This is a genomic window from Alteromonas sp. W364, assembly GCF_031846205.1.
Lineage (GTDB): Bacteria > Pseudomonadota > Gammaproteobacteria > Enterobacterales > Alteromonadaceae > Glaciecola > Glaciecola blandensis.
On sequence record NZ_JAVRID010000004.1, the window covers coordinates 318,697 to 344,770 of the forward strand.

The following is a 26,074-nucleotide window of genomic DNA, read 5'->3' on the forward strand; positions in this document are numbered from 1 at the left end:
CTTTTGAAATGATGATGCTAAATATCAGACCACTTGCAAGACAAAACAAGTTAATATGGCGCGCTGAATAACGGCGTGATTTTCTCGTCAAAACAATAATAATTAAGCAACAACAAATTGGGTGAAAAATGAGAAGAGCAGTAATTACTGGTCTCGGCATTGTATCGAGCATAGGTAACAACAAACAAGAAGTGACGGATTCTCTAAAACAAGGGCGCTCGGGTATTACTTTTTCTCAGCAATTTGCTGATATGGGCCTGCGTAGCCAAGTTTGGGGTGACTTAAAGCTAGAATTATCAGAACACATTGACCGTAAAGCCCTGCGCTTTATGGGTGATGCGGCAAGTTACGCATATATTGCAATGCAACAAGCAATTGAAGATGCTGGCTTGAGTGAAGAGCAATACTCGAACGAGCGCGTTGGTATCATTGCGGGCTCTGGTGGAGCGTCTTCAGAAAACCAAGTGATATCAGCAGACGTTTTACGTGAGAAAAGTGTAAAACGTATCGGTCCATATATGGTCACACGCTGCATGGGCTCAACGGTATCTGCATGTTTGGCAACACCGTTTAAGATAAAGGGTGTGAATTATAGTATTTCTTCGGCATGTGCCACGAGTGCGCACTGTATAGGGAATGCACTTGAGATGATTCAGTTGGGTAAACAAGATATGGTGTTTGCCGGTGGTGGCGAGGAATTGCATTGGGCACTGTCTAGCCAGTTTGATGCGATGGGTGCTTTGTCGACCAAATACAACGATGATCCAACAAAAGCGTCGCGTACCTATGATGCAGCAAGAGATGGTTTTGTGAGCTCTGGTGGCGGTGGTATGGTCGTTGTTGAGGAACTAGAGCATGCGCTAGCACGAGGCGCGAAAATTTATGCTGAAATAGTTGGCTATGGTGCAACGTCTGATGGTTATGACATGGTCGCTCCTTCTGGTGAAGGTGCGGTAAGATGCATGAAGCAAGCCTTGCAAGGCATTGATCAAAAAGTCGATTATTTGAATACTCACGGTACCTCGACACCTGTTGGCGACGTGAAAGAGTTAGAAGCAATCCAAGCGCTGTTTGGTGAGGATAGCCCACCAATGAGTGCGACTAAATCACTAACGGGTCACGCCTTAGGGGCTGCTGGTGTGAATGAAGCAATCTACAGTTTGTTAATGATGGAAAATGATTTTATTGCACCATCTATTAACGTTGAAGAGCTGGATGAAGCGGCTAAAGGTTTAGATATTGTGACCACCACCAGAGATGCAAAGTTAGATCTTATTATGTCTAACAGTTTTGGCTTCGGTGGCACGAATGCGAGTTTGGCATTTAAGAAGTATACAGATTAAGTTTCTACTGCTGAATTGTGAGATAAAGCCATTCTATACGAATGGCTTTTTTACATTCCTACAACGATAAAAACCTTAGTAGCACAACAAAGACTAAAAGGAGAAGGGTCTGAAGATAATTTACGATAATGCAATGCCCTACGCTGATGAATTTTTCTCTGACCTTGGTGTTGCTGAGAGTTTTACGGCCGGAGAGTTAAGGACAGACCAACTGCGTGACGTGGATGCACTGTTCGTGCGTTCAACAACGAAAGTGGATGGACAACTCCTAAGTGAAGCCACAAGACTCCGTTTTGTTGCGACTGCGACGGCGGGCTTCAATCATCTTGATACTAGTTTGCTCAAAGAACGTGGGATCAAGTGGTACGCTGCAGGTGGCTGCAACGCTGTTGCGGTAGCAGAGTATGTCCTTAATGCGATCTACCATCTAGCGAAGCAAGATGGGTTTATACCACAGGATAAAACAGTCGCGATTGTCGGTGCTGGTAATGTGGGTAGCGCAGTGGCTGAGCGTCTTCGTATTTTAGGAATTTCTTGTGCTCTGTATGACCCACCTTTAGAAAAGTCAGGCGATCCGCGGGCGTTCGTCAGTTTTGATTCTGTTATGCAAGCTGACGTGATTTGTTTACACACTCCTTTGGTTGATGAAGGAGAGTTTCCAACGCGCGATATGTTTGAGCTCAGTCGTTTAAGTCAACTAAGAAAAAGCCAGTATTTAATTAATGCATGCCGTGGAGAAGTGGTCAACAATCAAGACTTACTTAGCTTGTTTGAACAGGGGCGAGCACTCAATATTGTGCTAGATGTTTGGGAGCATGAACCGTTGATTGAAAAACGCTTGATTCCCTATTTGCGTCTAGCTACAGCGCATATTGCAGGGCACTCAATTGAAGGGAAAGCGCGGGGCACATCAATGGTTTATGATGCCTTTTGTGCGTTTTCAGGAACGCCGATTACTAAGCAACTATCAGATTATCTGCCAATCGACGATAGAGTAATTGCGCTTGATTCAAAAGAAGATAGTTTTCATCAGGTATTTCATATGCTTAAACATATGTACGACATTGAAAAGGATGATGGTAATTTTCGCTCGCGCATGGCAAAATCAGAGGCCTTCGCAGAGATAAGGCAAAACTATCCTCAGCGGAGAGAATGTAGCGCTGCTAAGGTGCATTTTAATGGTGCCCAATCTGAAACCAACAATAACAAAACAATGGTTTCTACCGCAGCGGCTTTAGGGTTTTTAATCGCCAACTAACGACAGTAGTTCAGCCCTAGTTAATTAATTATTTTGGAGATACAGATTCATGTCGCAATTGTTCGACGTTGCCGTTTTAGGCGCCACAGGCTTAGTTGGCCAGACAATGATAGAGTTACTTGAAGAAAGAAACTTCCCTATCAATAAGATTTACCCTCTTGCTAGTGAGCGTTCAGCTGGCGGGAAAATTAAGTTCAAGGGTGAAAAAGTGACGGTATTAAATGCCGATGAATTTGATTGGTCCTTAGTGCAATTCGGATTCTTCTCTGCCGGTGGTAGTGTTTCAGAGAAATTCGCACCAATGGCTGCAGAAGCAGGGTGCGTTGTTATTGATAACACCTCACATTACCGTTACGACCCAGATATTCCTTTAGTTGTGCCAGAGGTGAATGCGCACGCACTTGCTGATTTTAGAAATCGAAATATTATCGCTAACCCGAATTGTTCTACTATCCAGATGATGGTGGCCTTGAAACCGATTCATGATGCTGTCGGTATTGAGCGAATTAATGTATGTACATATCAGTCGGTATCAGGCGCTGGTAAATCTTCAATGGAAGCCTTGGCAAGACAAACGGCTGAGCTATTGAATGCAAAAGCAGTGACTGGTGATGAGTTCTCTCGCCAAATGGCGTTTAATGTGATTCCACAAATCGACGTCTTCCTAGACAATGATTACACCAAAGAAGAAATGAAAATGGTGTGGGAAACGCAAAAAATAATGGGCGATGATAGTATCTTAGTGAATGCAACTGCAGTGAGAGTGCCTGTTTTTTACGGTCATGGTGAAGCTATTCATATTGAAACACGTCAGCAAATTGATGCGGAAGATGTGAAGCAGTTACTCAGCAACGCGCCAGGCATTACATTTTACAGTCAGCCAGAAGACTTCCCAACACAAGTGTCATCAGCTAGTGGCAATGACTCGGTTCATGTTGGACGAGTGAGGAATGATATTTCTCATAGCCATGGTATTAATATGTGGGTTGTGTCGGACAATATCCGTAAAGGCGCTGCCACTAACAGCGTGCAAATTGCCGAAACACTTATTAAAGATTATTTGTAAGTAGAGTGAATGTTCATCTAGCAATAGATAATGCTAGTAAACATTGAGCCAAAACTGCCGATAAAGTGATGAAAGTGTAACTCGCATAGGTGAGTTACTATAACCTGCTTTGTCGGCAAATAGTGTCTGACCAAGTTATTGAGTCGTAAGCTTATCCTGACGCATTACTAAAATATTATCCTATTTGGAGAGTCGAAAAAGTTATTATGAAGTGGTCGTTAATGCTTATTCGTTCGCTTGGTTTCATTCTGTTGCTTATCGCTTCAGCAAATGCGGCCGCACAAGGAACACAAATTCAAGGTCCAAGGAATGCCGCTGATGTTTATTCAGGGGTTGTATATGGGCCAATAGACCAATCTGATACTTTATGGGCTATATCAAGCCAATATAGAAAGAATCAACAATTCACCGTTTATCAAGTTATGTTGGCGATTTACGAATTGAACCCTGGCGCCTTCAACAATCGAAATTTCAATACGATGGTGAATGGTTCAATGTTGCAGTTGCCTACCGACCGTTATATTGCTCGGATCGACCCTCAACGCGCTTTAGCGAAAGCACAGCAAGATGACCGTGATTTTGCGGCAGCGACCGGCAGGCAAGGTAGAAGCGTAGCATCAGAAAACACAACGCCAGAAACTCAAACCAATCTTAAACCAGATGTGCCTCTGGTAAACAAAGAAGAGCTTGATGAAGCACAACAGCGTTTTCAACAACAAATAAACCGTTTACGCAACCAGCAAAGCCAAGTTGTTAAGCAACTCAGAGAGCAGCTAGACGTATCTATTCAAGCTACGCAGAGCATCGTTGATGAAAATCGTCTTGTACTTGAGACATTGGCGGCGAAAGATGAAGAGTTCAACACTCTAAAAACAGAACTGAGTGACCAGTTTGAAACAGAATTGAATCAACAAGCCGCAGAGATCGAAGAGCTAAAAGAGTTCGTTCGTCTTATGCAGTTGCGAGAAGAGCAATCAAAGCAAGATTCGATGGGCTCTTTGATTCGAGATCCATTTTTCATCATTATTTCTACTACCGTCGCCGGTTTCCTTATTTTTGTCCTGATTGCTTTACTGTTGCTAAGAAAACCGAAGCCACAAAATGCAAACGATGAACCTAAATCGAGCGTGTTAGACGAGGATGAGCTTGTATTAGATGATGCTGCTAGTAAAGATGCAGACGATTTGTTGGCAATGCTTGAAAGCGAAACTGTATCCGATGACGACCTCCTTGACGATATCCTTTCTGACGAGTTAGAAGAAACGATTGACGAAATTTCTCCTGATATCGATGATTTCGGTGATTTAGAAGATGAAATGTTGGTGCCGGATCAGAAGGATGATAACAAAGGTAGTGAGCTTCCCGACGATGACGACCTAGATATTGATGATCTAGATTTAGATAGCCTTGATTCTGATCTTGGCGACCTCGAATCGCCTGTTGATGAAGATGACTTCAGTTTAGATGAAGACGAAATCAGTTTAGATGATGAACTAGAAAGCGCCCTCGACGGTGACGTTGAAGCGAAGAAAGCAGACGCAGACGATGAGCCACCGGAGGTCGATATTGACCAAATGTTGGAAGGTGGTGATGTCAATATTACCAACGCAATTGATGCGAGTAGTATAGACAATGATGATCTTGGACTGGAAGATGAATTTGCGGAGCTATCAGAGGCTGATGTTGACGTCGGTGCGTCGACCAATCTGACCGAGAGTGAAGATGAGCAAGACGAAATTAGTATTGACGACCTCTTAGAGCAGAACGCGCTTGATGGTGATGTGCCAGACGGTATTTCACTCGACCCTTCTGGTGAAATAACAGAAAATGTAATTGAACAAATTGAAGCTGAAATTACCGAAAAGAATATCGAAATCAACACGCTTACAGATAGTTTGATTGATGATATCGACAATAACAATTATGAAGAAGACGATGACCTAGACTTAGATTCACTTGATGAACAAGATGCTCAAGCATCAAGCTCTGCTGAATCTCAAAGAACAATACAATCCATTGACGAACTGACGAAAGATGTTGAAGCGGATATTGCTGAAGTGCTTGCTGAGTCAGAAGCGGAACTTGATGAAATTTCCGATGATGTCGATGTTAAAGAACTCAGTGACCCCTTGAGCGACGAACTTTTATCTGAATTAGGTGTTGAAATGCCTGACGACGATGATGACGACGTATTTGATCTGAGCGACAGCGGTCTTGATGAAGAAGATTTTACGATTGATCTCGACGCTGACGAAGAGGCGGAGGAAATTGATATTGACTCTGTTTTGGACGACAGCCTTGATGATTTATTGAATAATCATGTTGAAGATGAAGATTTGGATTCTAACAGAGATGCATTGTTGGACGAGATACTCGAGCCAGACAGAGCGAACTCAACTGTAGACTCTCAGAGTCAAGACGAAGTCCAAACAACAGCAGGTCAGACTGAAGAAAATGGCCCTTCTGAAAGCGAACTAGCGTCAGAGGTAACAGGCTCAGATTTCGATGACGTTGATGATTTTATTAACGTTGATGCTGAAAGTTCTCAAGAGACAAATGATCTGTCTGACCTAACGGATGAGTTATTAACTGAATTAGATAATGAACTTGATGATTCTTTAGAAGTTGATACAGACGAGTTAGATGACATTGATTTGAGTGAGTTAGATATTGAGCTTCCCTCAGACCAAGAGCCAGAGCTAGAACCTGAACTAGAGCCAGAACCTGAACTAGAGCCAGAAGCAGAACTAGAGCCAAAACCTGAAATAGAGCCAGAACCAGAAGCTGATGTGGAAACTGCACCAAGTACAAGCGACTTGGATGAAACTATCGACGACAGTATCTTGGATCTACCCGACCTTGACGACTGGTTAGATGACGATAAATCCGAATTAGATGAAGGCGATTTCCTTGATTCAGATAATTTAGGTACTAGCACAGACAAAGAGGCTGACCGAAGCACCGAAGATGAAGTGCTGCAAGAAATAGAAGACGCAGATTTTGACTCCTTGTTAGCTGATATGGGGGCGCTAGAAGATGACACTGGTTCTAAACTAGCAGACCTAGAACAAGCGGAAACACAAGAGGCGAGTAATACAAAAGCGGAGAAAGAGCCGAAACAGGATTTGGAGCTAGATAATCCAGATTTAGATTTGACTGCGCTCTTCGATGAATCAGATGATAATAATGATCCTGATTCAGCCTTCATTGATGTTGATAACTTAATTGAAGAGAGTGAAAAGCTGCCGCCTGCCAGTGATGATGAAATTGAGCTAAATATAGATATGTCATTAGATAGCTTTTTAAATGATGACACCAGTATTGATGTTGATATGAATGCGGATCAGGCCAGTAACCTTGACTTGGCGCGTGTCTACATCGATATGGAAGACAATGAAGCTGCGTCAGAGCTACTCGAGGAAGTTGCTGAGAAGGGTGATGATGAACAACAAGAAGAAGCTAGGTTATTGCTAGCGCAGCTAAAAGGGTAAGTCATCTTGGATAGCTTACGTACTTTTCAGAGTGTGCGCGATAAGAAAGACTATCAAAGCGGACTCGATGAATTTACAGCTCAATCAACACTCAGCTTCAAACGTTGGTCCTTTTCATTTGCTCTTATTATTTATCTCGCTTTCACCGTGATGGACTATTACCGTTTTGAACCTAGTGTTCATCAAATTACGATACTAGTCAGATCAATCTTTGTCATCATTCCACTAGCTGTGCTTGTCTATTTTTTCTGGAGTAAAGAATTCAAATCAAGAAGCACTAATCTAGGCTTGTCACTTTATGTATATTTGGGCGCTGGTGTTGTCCATATCTTTGTATTTGCTCTCGCTAGAACATACGACGTCAACTTTTCTGAATTAGGCTTTGTCTTGCTCATCCTAATTGGCTGCCTGATGACCACCATGCCAATAAAACCCACCGCAATCATTAGCGCAATTCTGCTTGCGCTCATTATGTTGGTTTATCCTATTGTCGGCTGGACTTATCCCGCGGTCATTTTTCAATGTTTTATTTACGCTTGTATCATGGCGATGTGTTTACTGATAAATAAAAGCATCGTCGGTCAACTTGCGGAAAACTATCAGATGATCCATGAACTATATGGAGATTCGATTACGGACCGCCTGACCGGTTTAAAAAATAGCCGTTATTTCGGTAAGCAACTTCTTTTGCTAATTGATAAAGCGCGAACAGAGTTCAAAGAAGTATCACTGATTGTGGTAGATGTTGATAACTTCAAAGATATTAACGATCGTTTCGGTCATGCTTATGGGGACGATTGTCTCATCAACCTTGCTGAAGTATTGGTAAAGCGCTGCGATGGGGTGCACAATTATGCCGTGCGCCTATCTGGGGATGAGTTCGCTATTGTTATGTACGACGCAAAGCCTGAGGAGCTGACACAAGCCTGTAGAGATATTCTGACGGACATCCAGCTTATAGACTTGGAAGTATCTATTGGCACATCTGTTAGTATGATAGAAGAGGGAGAAAACTCAGTAGAAATAAAGGATAGGTTGTTTAAAGATGCAGACGCTGCGATGTATCAAGCCAAGCGAAGAGGGCGCAATACCTTCGTGACTGCGCCTTCGCTTCGATAATTAAGCATCTAGCGGTGTATTAAACTCTTCTGACAATTCAAAGTCGCCTACCACTTCAACTAACTTGTCACCCTCAAAGCGGATAATCAGCTCTTTCTTGAAGTCTTCACCACGTTTGCTCATGCCACGTTTCATTTCGTAAACATAATACCAAGTATCAAGATCAAACGAATCTTCTACTACAGGGTGCCCAAGTACATAAATAACTTGCTCTTTGGTCATACTGATACGCAGTTTTTGTACGTCGCGGTCGTCCAGATAATTGCCCTGAGGGATATCTATACGATATATCCAGTTTTTACACGCTGTTGTTGAAAAAACTATCGTTAAGATGATGAGGATGTGCGTTAACTTCATTTATTTGTCCGAGTTTGTGTTGCTAAACCACGCCATTGCGTAAAATTTAATCTGTACTATTAAGTGAGATAGGAATTACCTCGTTTCTACTGAGGGCAGATGCTACCCACTAAACTGAGACCATTCAACTCTTAATTAGTTCTATTTTGCTTTCGTCCTGGAGGTTTGGGGTATTTTGTGTCCTAAACCAAAGCTGGAACTACAATTTAAGCAAGTCTTTTGCATTGGCGATTGCTGTATCGGTCAATTTATCACCGGCTAGCAAGCGGGCGATTTCGTTAACTCTTTCTGGCTCAGACAGCTTCAACATTCTCGTTTCTGTGGAGTCTCCATCGCTGAGCTTTGTCACAAAAACTTGGTTATGTCCATGTGCGGCAACTTGCGGTAAGTGAGTGACGCACATGACTTGTGATACTTCACCAAGCTTGCGTAGCAAGCGACCGACAATAGACGCTGTTGGACCGCTGATACCAGTATCTACTTCATCGAATATCATCGTAGGGATATTGTTACCGCTAGCAGTAATGACTTGTATTGCTAGACCGATTCGAGATAACTCACCCCCTGAGACGACTTTATCTAATGCATCAGCTGCCTGACCAGGGTTAGTGGAGACCTTTATTTGCACATGGTCACGACCATTCGCACTCGGTGCCTGCTCAATACTATGGTTAACGTCAATGCTTACCTTAGCGTGAGGCATATTCATTTCGCTAATATAAGCTTGAATTTTACCTGCTAATACACTTGCGTGCTTGGTACGTGACTCACAAAGAAGCTCTGCTTGTTGATTGTATTCATTGAATAGCGCTTCACATTCTATGACCAATTCCGACAAGCTGTCTTCATCCTTTAGCAAACTGGCGTATTCATTCGCCAGCTCCATATGCTTAGCGTACAGGTTTTCAGGAGAGACATAGTGTTTGCGAGCGAGATCCATTGCTTGGCTGTATCGCTGTTCAACTTGCTGCATGCGCATTGGATCGATTTCTAATTGTTCGCTATATTGCCTTAATTCTTGTGCTGCCTCGTCTACTTGTATTGCTGCCTCGGAGAGAACATCAACAATGGGTGATAGCTGCGAGTCATGTTCTTGCATCTCAGACAGGTTATTTATACACGAACGAATGGCTGATAAAGCATTAAACTCATCGCCTTCATATAACTGGTGAAAGCTCAATTGAGCTTGTTCAAGTAGAGTTTGGCTATTGCTCAAGCGCTTATGCTCTATTTCTAGTTCGCTAAATTCATTTTCTTCAATGCTAAATTCATCAAGCTCTGCAACTTGGTACTCTAGTAGGTTTTTACGATCATTACGTTGTTGTTGCTCAGCTTGTAACTGATTCAACTCGGCCTGTTTCGACTTTAAGCTATGAAAGGCTGTCGACACTGACGATAATAAGTTTGTGTGTTCGGAAAAGGTATCTAAAAGACGACGTTGATTGTCAACTTTGAGAAGTTGCTGATGTGCATTCTGACCATGAATAGCGACTAGATACTGGCCTAAGGCTTTCAGCTGGTTTAATGATACAGCGATACCGTTTACAAATGCCTTTGATCGGCCTTCTTGGTTGATTACACGGCGTATAAAGCATTCATTAGGGTTATCTTCTTGTTCTAGCTCGTGTTCCGATAACCATGCTTTGGCTAGTGGAACCTTGGCAATATCAAAATGCGCGATTATTTCTGCTTTCTCTGCACCTTTGCGAACACTAGATGCATCGGCTCTATCGCCCAGACATAAACTAAGCGCGTCAATAGCGATAGACTTACCTGCGCCGGTTTCACCTGTAATTGCGGTCAACCCATGTGCAACATCAACTTGAATTTGTTTTACTACGGCGAAATTTTTGACAGAAATATGCGCTAACATTGTATTTTTTCCGATTATGAGTGCACTGTTAATATATACAGTGTTTTGCTGTATGTAAAGAATGGTTTTGTGTGAAAGTAAAAAAAGAAATGATTAGGTAAGCCCTAGTCTGGTAGAGAAATTTTGCCCATACTTACAACAGGTCGATTATTCGCGATATTGTTCGCTGTATCACCTGTACCAAAGCTAGTAGGCTTACCGGAAACACATTCATTCGCCAGCAGGGCAAAGAGTATGGCCTCTTTAGCGTCTCCATCTAGCCCCAGCTCGTCGGTAGTATGCAGTGTTTGACCGAGCAGGGTTTTTAGGTTGTCGCATAGCAATGGGTTGTGCGCGCCACCGCCACTCAGATAAACCTCGACGGGGCGGTCTAATTTTTCGATGTGGCTAGCAATACACCAAGCACTGAAGTAATTTAGTGTTGCGAGCAAATCTTCCAATGGGAGTTCTGTTAAGTCATGATTGGCTTGAATGGTTGATAACCATGCCAAATTAAATAGTTCAGGACCCGTGGTTTTAGGCAAAGGGGCGCAAACATAGGGTTCTTTGCATAGTAGTGCGAACAGGGCTTTATTGACTTTGCCAGTGCGCGCGAGTCTCGCATCTCGGTCAAAAGCTTCGCCAAGAGCTTGCTGCACAAGAGCATCCATTAATGTGTTACCCGGCCCTATATCAGAACAAACAGTATCTGAAAACGCACTATTGGCGGGTAAAAACGTGAAGTTAGCAATGCCACCGATATTGACTAAGCATCGGTTCTCACGTTTGTCTGCAAGTAACAAGTAATCTCCATACATTGCCAACGGCGCACCTTCACCTCCGTGAGCAATGTGTTTTTGCCGAAAGTCACTGAGGGTTATTATCCCTGTTAGGGAGGCAATATGGTCACCATCTCCTAGCTGTAGTGTGCTGTTGCAAGGCGAATGAGAGGGGACATTGGATATGTGGCCCTCAATACTGGTTAGTGACAAAGGACGGTGATAAACGGTTTGCCCATGACTGGCAATTAAATCGATATCATCGCGTTGGAATTCATGTTTACGCAAGAATTGGTTTACCATTGCAGCATGTTCACGTGCAATGTAGGCATTTAACCAACAAATAAGGTCATGTTTTACTGCTTGCTTTGCGAATACTTGAGATACTGCTGATCTAAACTCTGAAGAATAAGCTTGGGTCTCGAATGCCAATAAAGATATTTGGGTGTCTCTGCCGCTTCCAGAACAAGAACAAAGCGCTATGTCTAAGCCGTCGAGGGATGTTCCGCTCATCAGGCCAATAATCAGTCGTTCGTTCTTTCTTGATAGCTCATACAGTGCTTGAATACGATCTTGCATTAGTAAAGCTTACTGCCCCAATTAAGCTTTGTTCTCAGCACATTAAAGTAGTTGTAATCTAAAGGGTGCACTAAGTTTAGCTTGTTTGGATTCTTTCTAATTCGCACTTCGTCACCGGGCTTCAAGGAAATCACGATATGACTGTCACAACTCACTTGTAAATTGTCGGTATTCACATTTGACACTTTCAGTGTGATTTCGCTTTTCGCATCAACAACGATCGGTCGACTGCTGAGTGTATGAGGAAACATCGGAACGAGAGTGAGTGCATCAAGTTGTGGCATCAATATAGGACCACCACCGGATAAGGAGTAAGCCGTTGAACCTGTTGGAGTAGCGCAAATAATACCATCGGAGCGCTGACTAAATACGAACTGATTGTCGACGTATAACTCAAATTCCATCATATGAGCCACTTTTTCGTGATGCAGAACTATCTCATTGACGGCAGCGTTAGTTTCTTGATGTTTATCTTCTCTGAAGACGTTTGCTTCTAACAAAAAGCGCTCTTCGCGGTGCACTTTACCTTCAAAAATATTGGCGATTTGACGGGTAATATCTTCTGGGTTGATATCAGTCAGAAAGCCTAAATTACCACGGTTAACGCCAACAACATCTGTATCGAATTGAGCGAGTATACGAGCAGCACCGAGCATATAACCATCACCGCCTACAACAATCGCTAACTCAGCTCGCTCTCCTAAGGTTTCTAAAGCGCAAACCTCTAACGAGCGATCATCGAGTTCTTCTTTAATGCGTGCTTCTACTAAAATCGTGCAATTACGTTCTTTTAACTCAGTCACCAAAGCATTAAGACTGACGCGGCTACCTTCGTGGTCTGTTTTCCCTATTAGGCCAACGGTTGTATAGCTCATATTTCAGTTTCTCACTTAACGCGGCGAATATGTGCTAACTTTCACTTAAATGTGAGGCAGTTGCAAGCGTATTGTGCTGATAATTGGTATTTATCGAGCCGTCCAACCGCCGTCTAATATGATTGTTTGCGCCGTCATATTTTTTGCGGCTGGAGAAATCAAGAATGACGCGGTTTGTGCTAACTCTTCAATTTCAATAAACGCTTTTTTAGGCATAGGCTCGAGCATGATTTTCTCAACGACATCCTGTTCGGACATGTTGTTCTCCTTTGCTTGTGCCGAAATCTGCTGTTCAACTAAAGGCGTTTTAACATAAGCAGGGCAGAGCGTATTAATCGTCACATCAACGTCACCCGTTTCAAGTGCCACTGTTTTTGCAAACCCTAGTAAACCGTGTTTGGCAGCAACATAGGCTGACTTGAATGGAGAGGCGATGACTGAATGAATTGACCCAACATTGATGATTCGACCAAAGTTTTGTTCGCGCATATGAGGTAGAAAGGCTTGAGTCAAAAGCGCTGGGCCAACCAACATAACATTAATGAGCAACTGCCACTTATCTGCTGGGAAATCCTCTAATTTGCTGACATGTTGAATACCTGCGTTATTAACTAACACATCTATCTTAAGTGGTGCCAGGCTTGCAGGCAGGGAGGCCACTTGTGCGGCATTGCACACATCTACTGCAATAGCTTGTGCTGACAATCCCTTTGCGCTTAGCTTCTCAGCAGCATTGCTAGCCGCAGTATCATTAATATCAGCAATGACGATATGGTGACCTTCGCCAGCCAAATGTTCGGCAATACCAAAGCCGATTCCACTTGCACCACCGGTTACAAATATATTGAGTTGTTTACTTTCCATGGGCTTTCCTATTAAATTTATAAATGATAAGTCTTATTGAGGCTTCAAAATGATATCGTCAATGCGCTCAACGAGACTCTTGATAGCTTGAATTTGTTGCCCTTCCTTATTTGCATACTCTGAACCTGTATAACCCCACCAATCCCAGCATGATTGTGGGTTCAGAGGCATAAACATAGATTTCTTAGTTTGAGGATAAAGCACTACGATATCGTTACTTAGGGCCCATTCATTTAAGCCTGATTGCATCGCATACTGGTCTTGGACTGTTTCAGCGTTTTGGTTGCAACCGTGAAAGCTAACATGTAACTGACAGGCTTTTGCATCAAGGCACTGTGGAGGTACAAACACATAACCACTCTCAGCAAGCGTGTTTGCATATTCTCCCGCATAGCTCGCTTGTGAGAAAGCATTTAAGTGACTTTTGAGCGTTTCGGATGAGGCTTCACTGCGGGCAGTCTCAATCAGCCCTAAATACGTAAGGAGTTCGCCAGCTGCATCATAATTACACGCACCGATAAACGGTGCCTCAGACACGTTACAATCAATTCCCGATTCAAGCGTAGGCATTAAATGAGCAAACGGCTTATCGTTAACATATTTTATATTGCTTGGCGTAAATAGTGTCATCACTTGTGCATATAGTTGATCTGCCACACTTGCGATAATTCGAGTGTCCTTCGTACCGTGAAATAGCCATAGCTTGTCATTCACATTGTCACTAGCAGATGCAACTTTCTTAGATGCAAGGACACTATCGTAATAGTCATTTAGGGGTGAAAGCGTGAGTGCACCCGAATCGTCAGAAACACAATTTTTTAGCGCTGTGCCAATATCATTCTGAGCGCAATAGTAAGGACCTCCAGCAATTAAGGCTGAACCATTGACAATCTCAGAGTGTGATAAATGAAATTGCAGTGCCATGTAAGCACCTGAAGAAAGACCTGATAAGCTAATGTTCTGTGTTTGTATGGCAGGGAAGGTGATTGCTACACTATCATTAATATCAGCGTTTTCCGCCGTACTGGTGGATTGACTGTCAACACAAGAGAGAAGTCCTAAACACAGACATATGGCACCGGCACAACGGGTTTTGTTGAATGAAGTCATGGTTTTCCTTGTTTTCCCTTAGTTAGACAGAAATTCTGCAATTGTCTCGGCATGCTTTTGTATACCAATGACACCTTCTAAGTGACCTAATGCGCCAGGTATTTCCGATAGTTCACTTTGTTTTTTTAAGGTCTTGAGTTGTTGATGGGTATCATGGGCATGATATGGCATCAATAATAAATCTTGAGTCGCCGGCAAAAATAGCGTTTTCGCTTTAATATTGCGTAAGCCATCCTGCCATGAGCTTTGTTGTCCTGCCATAAAAAGCTGGCAAGCTCGCACTAAGTAAAGCAAGCTATTCGCATCCATTTTCTCACTTCGACTACTCGCTCTTTCAAGTAACCATTGGTTGATTTTGTGGCTGGCATGAATATCTTGCAGAGGTGCCAATTCTAATGGCGAGTGATTAAGGCTCTTGCCAGTATTATTAAAGTACTCGGGTGTCAGCGCTACTTGCGTTATAAACATTAGCGCTGCTGTCAGTCCAGCTTTTGGGCCTTCCTTACCGTAATAATCACCGTTATTCCACTTAGGATCTAAGCGAATAGGGATAGACCATTGCTCTAGTGCCGCTGTTGTCCAAGCGTCACTAAAGGATGAACCAATCACCGAAATAAGACGAGGTACCTTGTCCGGATAGGCACTTGCCCATTCAATCGCTTGCATCGAGCCCATAGAGGGGCCAGCAACGGCGTACAAGGAATCGATACCTAGACTATCGAGTAAGGATTTTTGTGCATTTACCATATCGCGCATGGTAATCACTGGGAAGCTAAGGCCATAGGGCTTTCCTGTTTCTGGATTGATGCTTGCAGGCCCAGTGGTTACCACCATCGGGTCATGGACACTCAAGTTAGCAAAGCTGTCCATACTGAGTACGAAAAAGCGATTTGTATCAATGGCTTTTCCCGGGCCAATGATACTGTCCCAATACCCAGCCGCGGCATCATCACTACTGTACTTGCCCGCTGCGTGGGAATTGCCTGTGAAGTAATGAGTAATTAATATTGCATTGCTTTTGTCAGCATTTAACTCGCCGTAACTCTCCCAACCCAAATTGACATTTTTAATCTGTTTTCCGTTGAACGTGTCAAATACCGGTATATGATGTGTCTTCTTATCAACATAGGGCAAAGTGTTCTCTTGCTTAGAAATAGCATTGCAACTAAACAAAAGGCAAAAACAAAGACTCATTGTGAGCGCTTTCTGTTGCTGAGAACGATGATAGGCTTTCAATACATTTTTTATTGACGATAAACTCACGTTTCTATCCCTTTAGAATAAAATAAACAAAGCAATTGCCAGCGCTAAGCCAATAAGTGGCACAACCACCGTCAACGCAGCCATTGGACCATATGCACGCTGATGCGTTTCATGACAGATAGCTCTGATGGTAGTAACAACATAGCCGTTATGTGGCAATGAGTCGAGTGCGCCAGAAGAGATTGACACAATACGGTGTAGTTCTTCTGGGTCGACGCCTTGGTCGAGGTAATGCGGACCAACAAGAGGCAGTGCGATAGCTTGGCCGCCAGAAGCAGAGCCCGTTAAGCCAGCAATAACACTCACGGCTATTGCTGCACCAATGAGTTCATTGCCTGGTAAATGAGTCATCACCTCAACAGTGTCTTGAAATGCCGTTGTCGTTTTTGCAATTGCGCCAAAACCAACTACCGCAGCAGTGTTTCCTATTGCAAGTAATGCACCCGTCGTACCTAAATTCACAGCTTTTGCAAGGTTTTGGAAATACGAGAAGTTAATTGCCATTAAGGTCAGTACGCCGCCACCTAGAGCAACAATTAAGGCGAGTTGAGCTAAAGATTCATGTAGGAAGAATGAAAGGAGTAGTACTACAAGCAACGGGACTAGGCCAGTGTATGGTTTAGGTAGCGCACGTTGTTTTATTTCTGGGTCTTCTGGTTTCGCTTCAAAGGCTTCACCAGCATCCACCGCTTTACCAATCATCTTTTTCAGCCACCAGTAGCCAAATAGTGCCATGAAAACGGCAACAACGAAGCTAACTTCCCACGCTGCAAAAGGAGACGTACCGAGATGTTTAATGGGGATCCAGTTCTGTATTTCAGGTGAACCTGCTGATGTCATCGTAAAAGTAACGGAGCCAAAGGCCATCGTAGCGGGTATGAAGCGACGGGGCAGGTTGGCATCTTTAAATAAACTCAAGGCCATCGGGTAGACTGAAAACGCAACAATGAATACGCTAACGCCGCCATAGGTCAAAATGGCACATGCAGCGACAACCGCGAAAACTGCTTGCTTGTAGCCGAGTCGGTCGATTATCCATTTTGCTAAAGAGTCAGCTGCTCCTGTATCCTCCATGAATTTGCCGAACAGTGCGCCAAGCAAAAACATAAAAAACCAAGAGGCGATAAAGCCAGTAAAGCCAGACATGTAAGTGGCGACAAAATTCGTATCGCCAATGAATATAGGTAGCCCGTTGGTCAAGGCGACTAACAGCGCGCACAACGGGGCTGCAATAAACAGGTTCATTCCTTTAATCGTTAACCAAATCAGAAGGCCCAAGCCACCGATTAAGCCGAGTAAACTTATCATTATTATTTTCCTAATTGCCGAGTGAATTCTCTGTGACCGCAGAGCGCAAGGCATGCCTAAGTGTGCGTTATCCTTAGCATAATGCCCATAGTACGATGGTACTAGTTACCTTTTATCAGTTTTAACCTAGATTAAATAAGGACCGCAGTCGTAGCTATAAAAAATAGAACATAATCGACAATAACGAAGTAAGAAGTTTGATAGGGGACACCAACAAATGAAACTTGCAAAAAGAACACCACAACTAGCATTACTTGCTATCGCCGTCAGTACGGCATTAAGCGCACCGCAACTTGCTGCTCAAGAGACGGAAGTCAAAGAAGAAATCCGACTAGAAAGAATTCAGGTTACCGCTCGAAAGACCAGCGAGAACCTCCAAGAAGTACCACTAGCAGTCACCTCCATTGGTGCAAAAGAGCTCAGTGAAAAGGGGATTGCTCAAATTACTGAGATACAACAATTTTCCCCAAATACAACATTACAAACCAGCCGTGGTACAAACTCTACCTTAACGGCGTTCATTCGTGGCGTAGGTCAGCAAGACCCGCTTTGGGGATATGAACCAGGTGTCGGTATTTATATTGATGACGTATACATTGCTCGCCCACAGGGTGCTGTGCTTGATTTACTTGACGTTGATCGCATCGAAGTTTTGCGTGGCCCTCAAGGCACACTTTATGGAAAAAACACCATAGGTGGTGCGATAAAATATGTGACTAAACCAATGTCAGGCGGCACCGAGTTTAACGCAGAAGCGACTGTGGGTAGCTATTCTCAGCGCGATGTTAAACTTACCGGTCAACTGCCTATTGTTGACGATAAAGTCTATGTTGGATTTGGTTTCGCCGATTTGAGTAGAGACGGCTTTGGTGAATACTTGCAGTCTGCTTTAGCAAATCAAGATCGCGAAAACTACAACAAAGACTTGTGGGCCGCTAGAGTTGACCTTGAATTTCGCCCTGCAGATGATTTATTTATAAAATTAAACTGGGACAAAACACGCGATACGTCTAACGCTAAGGGAGGGTATCGACTTTTACCAAGCTTGTTAACCAATGCGCCTGTGCCAGATTCGGTATACGACTCATACACTAGCTTGCCGACCAGCAACTTGGTTGAGCTTGAAGGGTATAGCCTGATGATCTCTTATGATTACAGTGATGAGCTAGAACTGAAATATATTGCGTCACGCAGAGAAGGTTACTCGCCAACTAATATAGACTTTGATAATACGGCACTCGATATTTTTGATGTACCAGCAGAGTATAAAGATGAGAACAGCACACATGAAATTCAGGCTAATTACAGCACTGATGGTTACTCTCTAGTCAGCGGTATCTATTTGTATGACGGTGAGTCATGCGGTAATTTTGACGCCATTCTTGGCTTCCTCGGTCGAGCCGCGTTCGGCACTCCGGGTTTAACTCGTGAAGTGACCGGCTGCAATAATTCAGAGAGCTGGGCTGCATACACACAAGCAAGTTTCGATATATCTGAAACACTTAGCATGACAGTGGGCGCCCGTTACACTGACGAAGAAAAAACCGCCATTGTAAATAATGGTTTAGTTTTTGCGAACGTTTATCCACAAAGCGGTTGGATCCCTGGTTATGTTCGCCCTGATGGACAATTAGTCCCGACTGTGCTGGGTGATGATGCCAATGGTGATGGTGTATTAGATGGGCCGAAGAGCCAAAGTTGGTCTCGTTTCACACCAAGATTAGGTCTTGAGTATCAAGCGGCAGATAATATTTTACTATTCGCGAGTTACTCACAAGGATTCAAGTCAGGTACATTTAACCCAAGAGCGACGATTAACGAAGACGGTGTTAATCCAGAAATCGTTGATTCACTTGAAGTGGGCATGAAAGCAGACTGGAATGATAGACTGCGGACGAATGTCACCCTGTTCTCGTTCGATCATAAAGACAGACAGTACGTAGGGTTTGGAGAAGGAAATAGTGCAACGGATTTACAGCAAGTGCTACGAAATGTTGCAGAAACATCTGCAACCGGTCTTGAAGCTGAAGTTACCTACGTGGCAACTGATAATTTGACCTTTGATTTAGCCTTGGGTTATATCGACGAAAAAATTGAAGTAAACAATGCAATTCCGCCATTAATTGGTTTGTCTAACACCCCTGAGACGACTGTTAACTTGTCAGCAAACTACTTCTTGGAAACTAACGTTGGTGGCTTTGTGATCAATGCGGGCTATTACTACAGAGGCGATTACCTATTGTTCGAAACCAGTGACCTGCTGGAACAGGACGCTTACGGCATGTTCAATGTGAGTGTTAGCTGGGAAAGCAATGAAGGCGATTGGTACGCAAGTCTGCACGGTAAAAACCTAACAGATGAAGAGTACTTAGTCGGTGGATATGACTTTGTAGGTGTTGGCCCTAATGGCGAATTACTGCCTGGCTTGGGTGGTGATACTACATTAATCGGTTATTATGGCGATCCACGTACAGTTCACTTAACTGTTGGTTACCGCTTCTAAAAAACACATCGATTTATTTGTGTGTCCTATGGGGCTTCGGCCCCTTTTTTGTTTCTTGCACAAAAGTGTGCTTTTGATTACTGTTGTCACGTCTTTATCAATTTCCAATAGCATTACCTATTAGCCACCTATTATGAAAGCACTTATTGCAGACGATCATCCACTCTTTAGAAATGCCCTGAAGCAAGCGCTTGGCGGTGTATTTGGTGAGCAACTGTTTGAATCAGCAGACTTCGAAAGTACCTTGGCAACACTCTCCGCGAACGACGATATCGACCTCATCTTTTTAGATTTAAAGATGCCAGGCAAGTCTGGTTTAACCGGCCTAAGTCAAATACGAGCGGAATTCCCCAACTTATTAATTGTTGTGGTGTCAGCCGAAGAAAGTCCTCGGCTTATTTCTAAAGCGCTGACCTTAGGTGCGAGTGCTTTTATTCCTAAATCGACATCTCTTGATATGATTAATGAAGCGGTTGCTGAAGTACTTGATGGTCGGGAATGGCTACCGAATGAGTTAATGCTGAGTGTGGATGGTGCTTTTGACGAAGAAGAGGCATTGTTAACGCGAATAGAGCAACTCACGCCGCATCAATTAAAAGTACTTGGTTTGATGGCTGACGGTCTGTTAAATAAACAAATTGCCTATGAATTGAATATTTCAGAAAGTACTGTAAAGCAACATGCATCGGCTTGTTTGAAAAAGCTGAACGTAAACAACCGAACTCAAGCTGGTGTTATTTTCAAACAACTCATGGCGCTAGATTAGTCGGCGTTAATAATACGGTTTTTACCTAGTTTTTTCGCTTTGTACATGCTGATGTCTGCCCGCCTGAGGGTATCTTCGAAGTCTTCACTCTCTTTGGCTTTAGCAATGCCGATACTCAAGGTCGTAATGTGGTCAGTATTGCTCTTTAGGTCAACATGGTAGCGCACATTTTTACGTATTTTTTCACTTAAAGACACGGTGCCTTTGGCATCAATATCCATCAATAATATTAAAAATTGCTCTCCACCCCAACGCGCAACCAGATCAGTTTCTCTAACGGTAGACTTAATATACGCAGCGACATCTTTAATGACCTTGTCAGCATCTAAGTGTCCAAGTTGGTCGGTAATTTGTTTAAAGTCGTCGATATCACAAATCATTGCTGTGTAATTGAGTGAACTGGAGCGACGGCGTTCTTTCTGCATCTGTTCTACAAGATCATAAACGAAACGACGATTATAGGTTTCGGTCAACCCGTCTTGATTGGCAAGCTCATATAGCTGTTTTTCAGTCTTTACGTTCTTTGAGCGAGCACTCAGGGTGACCAACACAAACCCTACTGCCGCAAACATAATGTTGCCAATCTGAACATAGCTCGCAAGGGCTTCATACGCGAAGCTGTATTCAATGTGTTCAGCATAAACTTCCAAGAAGCCAAATAAACTAATGATACTGAAGCCAATGATTGAGGATACTTTTGCTGAAAACAGCGGTGACATCATGAGTAGAGCTGCGACAGGCCAAAGGAAGTAATGAAACCCCATGCTTAAGCCCAAAATAAGAGAGACGAGCACCGCATGCACGACAATTTCCATTGCCGATACGATAGTGGCGATGAAGTATCGACCTTGATGGTTTTTATATAAAGCAAAAAGCCAAGTGCTTACGCTCAGTATATTAATGAGCGATAAATAAATAGCACCAATACTTAAGAAAAAGAAAATAAATAAAATGTGTACACTAGCACCTAAGAAACACACATTCCTAAGGGTTAAATACAAACGAACATTTGAGTGGTCTTGACTCAAGTATTGATATCTAGCATCCAAAGGGGTGACTTGCTGCTTACTACTGATATTAGAACGTGGTGTTGTCACTGAGGTATCTCGTTACCGTTAACTGCTTGTACTCAAATGGCGAAAATCATAGGCCAATGTTGGATTTTCGCCAAGTATACCTGAATAAATTATAGTCACTAAGATTTATTCTGTTTCATACACCAGAGGACAACAGGCCCTAGACTGCTTATTATTTCATTGCTTTGCCAAGTAGTCGCTTCAAAGCGAGCGATTTCACTGGTTTAGGTAAAAACATGATACCTAAATTAGACGCTTCATCTCTAAGCTCGGGGCTTCTATCTGCTGTACTCAGCACAACGATAGAGCGAGCCACTCCGTCGGCATCCTGCCTCGATAGCACGGCTTTGCAGACGTCAATACCATTGTCTGCGTTATCCAAGTGATAATCGGCAATGATAATATCTATGTTGTCCTGATACGCGTCCATAGCGCTAGCGTGATCACGTGCAACAAGTACTCTAGCTCCCCAATCAGTAAATAGGGTTGTCATGGCGGCTTGAATAAGTGGTTCATTTTCTATGAGAAGGACATATTTTCCTTCAAGGAAGGTTTCAACTTGACTTGCTTGATTAAGCGGCGCGGACACTGGGTTTTTGTTCTTGCTTCGTTGGAGTTGAACTTGGAATTGCGTTCCTTTGCCTAGCTCTGAGCGCACTTTGATATCGTGCTCTAATAAGGCACTCATTTTTTCAACGATAGTTAAACCAAGGCCTAAACCTTGATTGTTTTCATGCTTATCTAATTGCTTGAACTCGTCAAAAATAAGACTCTTTTGTTCGTCAGCAATACCTCGTCCTGAATCTAAAACACATATATCAACATTGTTAAGAGAGCGGCGTCTTACACCGACCAGAATCTTTCCGCGGTCGGTATAACGAATCGCATTAGTGATCAGGTTTTGAATGATTCGATTTAGCAAACGTCGATCACTAATCACCCATATATTAGTTGGCACATAATGAATGTTTAATCCTTTTTGGCGAGCCAGCACTTGGTATTCATTCACTAAGTTTTTCAGTAAATCATTTAGGTCTATGGCTTGTTTATGTGGCTTGATTAGTCCTGATTCCAATTTTGTCATATCAAGTAACATGGAGAGTAATTGGTCTGCATTTTCTAGCGCACCCACCAACCCTTTTGTTAATTCGCTATTTTCAGTATCTTGGATTTTTTGATGCAACATAGATGCAAATAAAGAGGCTGCATTAAAAGGTTGCATTAAATCATGCCCCGCGGCTGCGAGAAACTTGGTTTTACTTGTGCTTGCCATCTCTGCATCGAGTTTAGCAATATTCAATTCTGCTGTTCGTTGTTCCACGCGGTTTTCTAGCTCTTGCTTAGACTCCTGTAATTCACGTTGGATATGAATGTATTCACTAATATCATTGTAGGTAGTCACGAAGCCACCACCAGGCAGAGGACTTCCGACAATTTCGATGACATTACCGTTGGTATTATCACGCAGAAACTTATAGGCGCTGCCTGATTTAATGTGGTCTATTCTACGTTGTATCTGCTCTTTGACACTCAGCCTTTCATCTTCTTTGCCATTCATTAAACCACGCGACGCATTGTATTTGAGCACCTCGATAATAGGCATACCAATTTTTAAAAAGTGTTGAGGGTAATCAAACATATCGACATATTTCTGGTTCCAAGCTATCAATTTCATTTCTTGGTTTATTACACTTATCCCTTGGGGAATATGCGCAACCGAGGATTGCAGTAATTCATGATTAAACTGAAAGCTTTGAGAGGCTTCTTCTACCCAATGACTAAGCTCATGCACATCATCCTTCTTATTAGTCGAAATAGCCGCAAGCAATATCCTCGCGCCCGCGTTACCGATATGAGATGAAAGTAGTCTTTCTGCATGCGCCAAGGTAGAAGGTTCAGCATAACCCAATAAATTCGCATTGGAGCGCTCGATCCTTGAAGAAAATGCAGCGGACAAATTCGCGGGGATCACTTTGTCGATCAATCTTTCAAGTTCATTAGTGACAATTTGATAAGGCGTTTTTGATTGTTGAGAGTCACTTATTAGAAAGGGGTTGTTAATTACCGAGGGGGCTTGGCGATTGAACATCGATACCACTACAAATACTAATATGTTGAAGCCAAATGCTAAGTAAAATCCCTGAGATAACTCACTATCAGTCGGAATTTCATTAAAATAGTAGCTCGATAAAATACTTGGATACAGAATGAAGTAGACCCATAAACCGGCCCCACTGAGAGTGCTTAACAAAGCTGCACTTCTATTTGCTTTACCCCAATACAAACCAATAATTAAAGCAGGAAACATCTGCGCTAGGAGCGATAATGCAATAAAGCCACTTTTAACTAATGGTGCTGTTTGGCTAATGTTTAAGTGATACCAATAGGCAATACTGAACACTAACATTACCGTAAACTGGCGGATCCTCAGAATATTGCTAGGCGCTAAGCTTTTTTTCAGATGCGGTGTGACTTGAGTAGAAAGCCAAAGAGGTGTGACTAAACTGTTCGCAACCATAATGCCTAAAGCTAAAGTCGCTACGATTACCATGCTTGTCGCTCCGGATAAGCCCCCAATGAAAGAGGTGAGTGCGACAAGTTCATTGTCAAAATGAACGGGAATTGATAGGGCAAAACTATCTGTTGAATATTGAGCGGTATCGAGTAGTAAATTACCTGCAAGTGCGATAGGCAGAACAAAAATAGACATCGCTAATAGGAAGAGCGGGAAAAGCCAGCGGGCTAGCACAAGCTCTGTTTCATTATTATTTTCAATAAAATTAATATGAAACTGTCGAGGTAAACAAAACATCGAGCAAATACCCAGTATGACGTGACTTACAAAAATCCAAACAGAAAAGTCTGCCTGCAATATTTCAGTGGTTGCTGGCTCCTTTGCAGCTTGAACGAAAACATCAAAAAAGCCATTGAACAAATAATAACAAACGTAAATGCCGACAATCAGTAAACCTAAGAGTTTCACAATGGACTCGAAGGCGATCGTATACATTAAGCCTGTGTGCTTTTCGGTAAGGTCTAGCGTTCGGGTACCAAATATAATGGCAAACAAAGCCATGAACGCAACGACATAAAAACCAATACTAGGCGCAAAAGCTAGCTTATCTTTGGTAATTAAGCTGAGCATAAGTGTAATAGCATCAAGCTGTAGTGCGATATAGGGGACGACACCAACAAAGCAAATAAGGGTAATAATTCCAGCGATTAAATGACTGTGCTGGTATCGAATGCCGATAAAGTCGGCCAGAGAACTAATATTAAATTGTCGACACAAGCGCGCGACTTTGCACACGACAGGGAAGGCAAACAGCATCACAAGAATAACGCCTAGGTAAGTTGGCACGAATGCCCAACCGAATTGAGAGGCTTGCGTCGTTGTACCGAAAAATGCCCAGGATGTGCAATGTACACCTAGAGCAAGTGAATAAACGATAGGAGAGGGCGACTTTTTGCGATTACCGTAAAACGCAATGGCAAACAACACCCCTAGGTATGAGAGTGTAATAAAGGCGATGGTATAAATCGAAAACAAACAGTGCTCCTGATACAAAAATGTCACTTAACACTGAGTTACTTGACTTCAGCGAATGCCGTTAACTTACCTAACTTTTTAGGAAAACGATATCAGACTTTCGTTATTCCCCGAGTCTGAACTGAATACGGCAGCAAAAAAAGAGAAAAAATGCAGTTATTTTGTTTTTTTTACTTGAAGCTCATAATTCTATCCCCATCTATCCGCCATGCATAAAGTTCGGCCTAGAAAGCGTCTGAACGTAAGACTAAGAAGTATCCGCGGAGAAAGTAATGAGTGAAGACAAAAACAATCCTGAAAACATTGAAGAGCTTAGCGCCGAAGAGCTGACCGAAAATGAGCAAACGATGACTGCTGATGAGCTTGAGCAGAGTATCAACGACGATGACAACATCGCTCGTATCGCTGAGCTTGAGGCTGAGTTGGAGATTGCTAACGGCACTATTGATGGTCAGAAAGATGCAGTGTTGCGTGCCCGCGCAGACATGGAAAACGCCAAGCGCAGAGCCGAACAAGAGGTAGATAAAGCACGTAAGTTTGCTTTAGAAAAATTTGCTAGCGAATTATTGCCGGTATTGGACAACCTTGAGCGTGCAATGCAAGTGGCGGACGCTGAAAATGATGCCATTAAGCCAGTGATTGAGGGTGTTGAACTCACTCTGAAGTCATTCACAAGTACTGTTGAAAAGTTTGGAATGCAGGTGGTTGACCCGCAAGGTGAGTCTTTTAACCCAGAACTTCACCAAGCGATGTCAATGCAAGAGTCTGCCGATTTAGCGCCAAATACCGTAATGGCAGTCATGCAAAAAGGTTACACGCTAAACGGTCGTTTGCTTCGTCCCGCCATGGTTATGGTGTCACGTGCAGCGAGTGATGGCGTAGATACACAAGTGTAAACTTGTAAATTTTTTTAAA

General features: G+C 43.0%; 18 protein-coding genes. 8 read left to right on the forward strand and 10 right to left on the reverse strand.

What is annotated here, in order from left to right; genetic code table 11:
• Positions 1 to 128: 128 nt before the first annotated feature.
• The 5 genes from fabB (at position 129) to RM556_RS08725 (ending at position 8,277) form a co-directional block, all read left to right on the forward strand.
• Positions 129 to 1,343 carry a beta-ketoacyl-ACP synthase I gene (fabB, locus tag RM556_RS08705; RefSeq protein ID WP_311360668.1) on the forward strand — a complete coding sequence of 405 codons (1,215 nt, stop codon included), beginning with the start codon at positions 129 to 131 and terminating at the stop codon, positions 1,341 to 1,343.
• Between the two features lie 118 nt (positions 1,344 to 1,461).
• Positions 1,462 to 2,601, forward strand: coding sequence for a 4-phosphoerythronate dehydrogenase (locus RM556_RS08710; RefSeq protein WP_311374419.1), 1,140 nt, complete (start codon positions 1,462 to 1,464; stop codon positions 2,599 to 2,601).
• A gap of 49 nt (positions 2,602 to 2,650) precedes the next feature.
• Positions 2,651 to 3,667, forward strand: coding sequence for an aspartate-semialdehyde dehydrogenase (locus RM556_RS08715; RefSeq protein ID WP_311360667.1), 1,017 nt, complete (start codon positions 2,651 to 2,653; stop codon positions 3,665 to 3,667).
• Positions 3,668 to 3,873: 206 nt separating this feature from the next.
• Positions 3,874 to 7,158, forward strand: coding sequence for a FimV/HubP family polar landmark protein (locus RM556_RS08720; RefSeq protein WP_311360666.1), 3,285 nt, complete (start codon positions 3,874 to 3,876; stop codon positions 7,156 to 7,158).
• A 6-nt stretch (positions 7,159 to 7,164) separates the two neighbouring features.
• Positions 7,165 to 8,277 (forward strand): GGDEF domain-containing protein, encoded by a 1,113-nt coding sequence (locus RM556_RS08725; protein WP_311374391.1) that lies wholly within the window; start codon positions 7,165 to 7,167, stop codon positions 8,275 to 8,277.
• On the opposite strand, the gene RM556_RS08730 is transcribed toward RM556_RS08725, so the two are convergent.
• The 8 genes from RM556_RS08730 to RM556_RS08765 form a co-directional block, all read right to left on the reverse strand.
• The gene (locus RM556_RS08730; protein WP_311360665.1) at positions 8,278 to 8,634 is read right to left on the reverse strand and encodes an outer membrane protein assembly factor BamE; all 357 of its coding nucleotides are present in this window, start codon (positions 8,632 to 8,634) and stop codon (positions 8,278 to 8,280) included.
• Positions 8,635 to 8,833: 199 nt separating this feature from the next.
• Positions 8,834 to 10,507 carry a DNA repair protein RecN gene (recN, locus tag RM556_RS08735; protein ID WP_311360664.1) on the reverse strand — a complete coding sequence of 558 codons (1,674 nt, stop codon included), beginning with the start codon at positions 10,505 to 10,507 and terminating at the stop codon, positions 8,834 to 8,836.
• A 104-nt stretch (positions 10,508 to 10,611) separates the two neighbouring features.
• The gene (locus RM556_RS08740) at positions 10,612 to 11,844 is read right to left on the reverse strand and encodes an anhydro-N-acetylmuramic acid kinase (RefSeq protein WP_311360663.1); all 1,233 of its coding nucleotides are present in this window, start codon (positions 11,842 to 11,844) and stop codon (positions 10,612 to 10,614) included.
• Positions 11,844 to 12,719, reverse strand: a complete 876-nt coding sequence (gene nadK, locus RM556_RS08745) for an NAD(+) kinase (RefSeq protein ID WP_311360662.1) — start codon at positions 12,717 to 12,719, stop codon at positions 11,844 to 11,846. The genes RM556_RS08740 and nadK overlap by 1 nt, the downstream gene beginning before the upstream one ends.
• A gap of 90 nt (positions 12,720 to 12,809) precedes the next feature.
• Positions 12,810 to 13,583: a 3-hydroxybutyrate dehydrogenase gene (locus tag RM556_RS08750; RefSeq protein ID WP_311360661.1), complete on the reverse strand. Its 774-nt coding sequence runs from the start codon at positions 13,581 to 13,583 to the stop codon at positions 12,810 to 12,812.
• A 33-nt stretch (positions 13,584 to 13,616) separates the two neighbouring features.
• A complete protein-coding gene (locus RM556_RS08755) occupies positions 13,617 to 14,693 on the reverse strand; it encodes a PHB depolymerase family esterase (protein WP_311360660.1) in 1,077 nt (358 codons plus the stop codon).
• An 18-nt stretch (positions 14,694 to 14,711) separates the two neighbouring features.
• The gene (locus RM556_RS08760; RefSeq protein WP_409220073.1) at positions 14,712 to 15,887 is read right to left on the reverse strand and encodes a homoserine O-acetyltransferase; all 1,176 of its coding nucleotides are present in this window, start codon (positions 15,885 to 15,887) and stop codon (positions 14,712 to 14,714) included.
• 81 nt (positions 15,888 to 15,968) lie between these two features.
• On the reverse strand, positions 15,969 to 17,264 hold the full coding sequence (locus RM556_RS08765; protein WP_311360658.1) for an SLC13 family permease: 1,296 nt from the start codon (positions 17,262 to 17,264) through the stop codon (positions 15,969 to 15,971).
• A 217-nt stretch (positions 17,265 to 17,481) separates the two neighbouring features.
• On the opposite strand from RM556_RS08765, the gene RM556_RS08770 reads away from it, so the two are divergent.
• Both RM556_RS08770 and RM556_RS08775 read left to right on the forward strand, forming a co-directional pair.
• Positions 17,482 to 19,767: a TonB-dependent receptor gene (locus tag RM556_RS08770; protein ID WP_311360657.1), complete on the forward strand. Its 2,286-nt coding sequence runs from the start codon at positions 17,482 to 17,484 to the stop codon at positions 19,765 to 19,767.
• Between the two features lie 133 nt (positions 19,768 to 19,900).
• A complete protein-coding gene (locus tag RM556_RS08775; protein ID WP_311360656.1) occupies positions 19,901 to 20,533 on the forward strand; it encodes a response regulator transcription factor in 633 nt (210 codons plus the stop codon).
• On the opposite strand, the gene RM556_RS08780 is transcribed toward RM556_RS08775, so the two are convergent.
• Both RM556_RS08780 and RM556_RS08785 read right to left on the reverse strand, forming a co-directional pair.
• Positions 20,530 to 21,630 carry a GGDEF domain-containing protein gene (locus RM556_RS08780; RefSeq protein ID WP_311360655.1) on the reverse strand — a complete coding sequence of 367 codons (1,101 nt, stop codon included), beginning with the start codon at positions 21,628 to 21,630 and terminating at the stop codon, positions 20,530 to 20,532. The two genes, RM556_RS08775 and RM556_RS08780, sit on opposite strands and share 4 nt — an antisense overlap.
• 151 nt (positions 21,631 to 21,781) lie before the next feature.
• Positions 21,782 to 25,159 carry a PAS domain-containing hybrid sensor histidine kinase/response regulator gene (locus RM556_RS08785; protein WP_311360654.1) on the reverse strand — a complete coding sequence of 1,126 codons (3,378 nt, stop codon included), beginning with the start codon at positions 25,157 to 25,159 and terminating at the stop codon, positions 21,782 to 21,784.
• Between the two features lie 272 nt (positions 25,160 to 25,431).
• Between RM556_RS08785 and grpE the strand changes: the two genes are divergently transcribed.
• The gene (grpE, locus tag RM556_RS08790) at positions 25,432 to 26,055 is read left to right on the forward strand and encodes a nucleotide exchange factor GrpE (protein WP_311360653.1); all 624 of its coding nucleotides are present in this window, start codon (positions 25,432 to 25,434) and stop codon (positions 26,053 to 26,055) included.
• Positions 26,056 to 26,074 lie beyond the last annotated feature (19 nt).

What these genes read in the sequence shown, in the direction of transcription:
- fabB (WP_311360668.1), top strand. Translation starts at nt 129, where the DNA reads ATGAGAAGAGCAGTAATTACTGGTCTCGGCATTGTATCGAGCATAGGT.
- RM556_RS08715 (WP_311360667.1), top strand. Translation starts at nt 2,651, where the DNA reads ATGTCGCAATTGTTCGACGTTGCCGTTTTAGGCGCCACAGGCTTAGTT.
- RM556_RS08720 (WP_311360666.1), top strand. Translation starts at nt 3,874, where the DNA reads ATGAAGTGGTCGTTAATGCTTATTCGTTCGCTTGGTTTCATTCTGTTG.
- RM556_RS08730 (WP_311360665.1), bottom strand. Translation starts at nt 8,634, where the DNA reads ATGAAGTTAACGCACATCCTCATCATCTTAACGATAGTTTTTTCAACA.
- recN (WP_311360664.1), bottom strand. Translation starts at nt 10,507, where the DNA reads ATGTTAGCGCATATTTCTGTCAAAAATTTCGCCGTAGTAAAACAAATT.
- RM556_RS08740 (WP_311360663.1), bottom strand. Translation starts at nt 11,844, where the DNA reads ATGCAAGATCGTATTCAAGCACTGTATGAGCTATCAAGAAAGAACGAA.
- nadK (WP_311360662.1), bottom strand. Translation starts at nt 12,719, where the DNA reads ATGAGCTATACAACCGTTGGCCTAATAGGGAAAACAGACCACGAAGGT.
- RM556_RS08750 (WP_311360661.1), bottom strand. Translation starts at nt 13,583, where the DNA reads ATGGAAAGTAAACAACTCAATATATTTGTAACCGGTGGTGCAAGTGGA.
- RM556_RS08755 (WP_311360660.1), bottom strand. Translation starts at nt 14,693, where the DNA reads ATGACTTCATTCAACAAAACCCGTTGTGCCGGTGCCATATGTCTGTGT.
- RM556_RS08760 (WP_409220073.1), bottom strand. Translation starts at nt 15,887, where the DNA reads ATGAGTCTTTGTTTTTGCCTTTTGTTTAGTTGCAATGCTATTTCTAAG.
- RM556_RS08765 (WP_311360658.1), bottom strand. Translation starts at nt 17,264, where the DNA reads ATGATAAGTTTACTCGGCTTAATCGGTGGCTTGGGCCTTCTGATTTGG.
- RM556_RS08770 (WP_311360657.1), top strand. Translation starts at nt 17,482, where the DNA reads ATGAAACTTGCAAAAAGAACACCACAACTAGCATTACTTGCTATCGCC.
- RM556_RS08775 (WP_311360656.1), top strand. Translation starts at nt 19,901, where the DNA reads ATGAAAGCACTTATTGCAGACGATCATCCACTCTTTAGAAATGCCCTG.
- grpE (WP_311360653.1), top strand. Translation starts at nt 25,432, where the DNA reads ATGAGTGAAGACAAAAACAATCCTGAAAACATTGAAGAGCTTAGCGCC.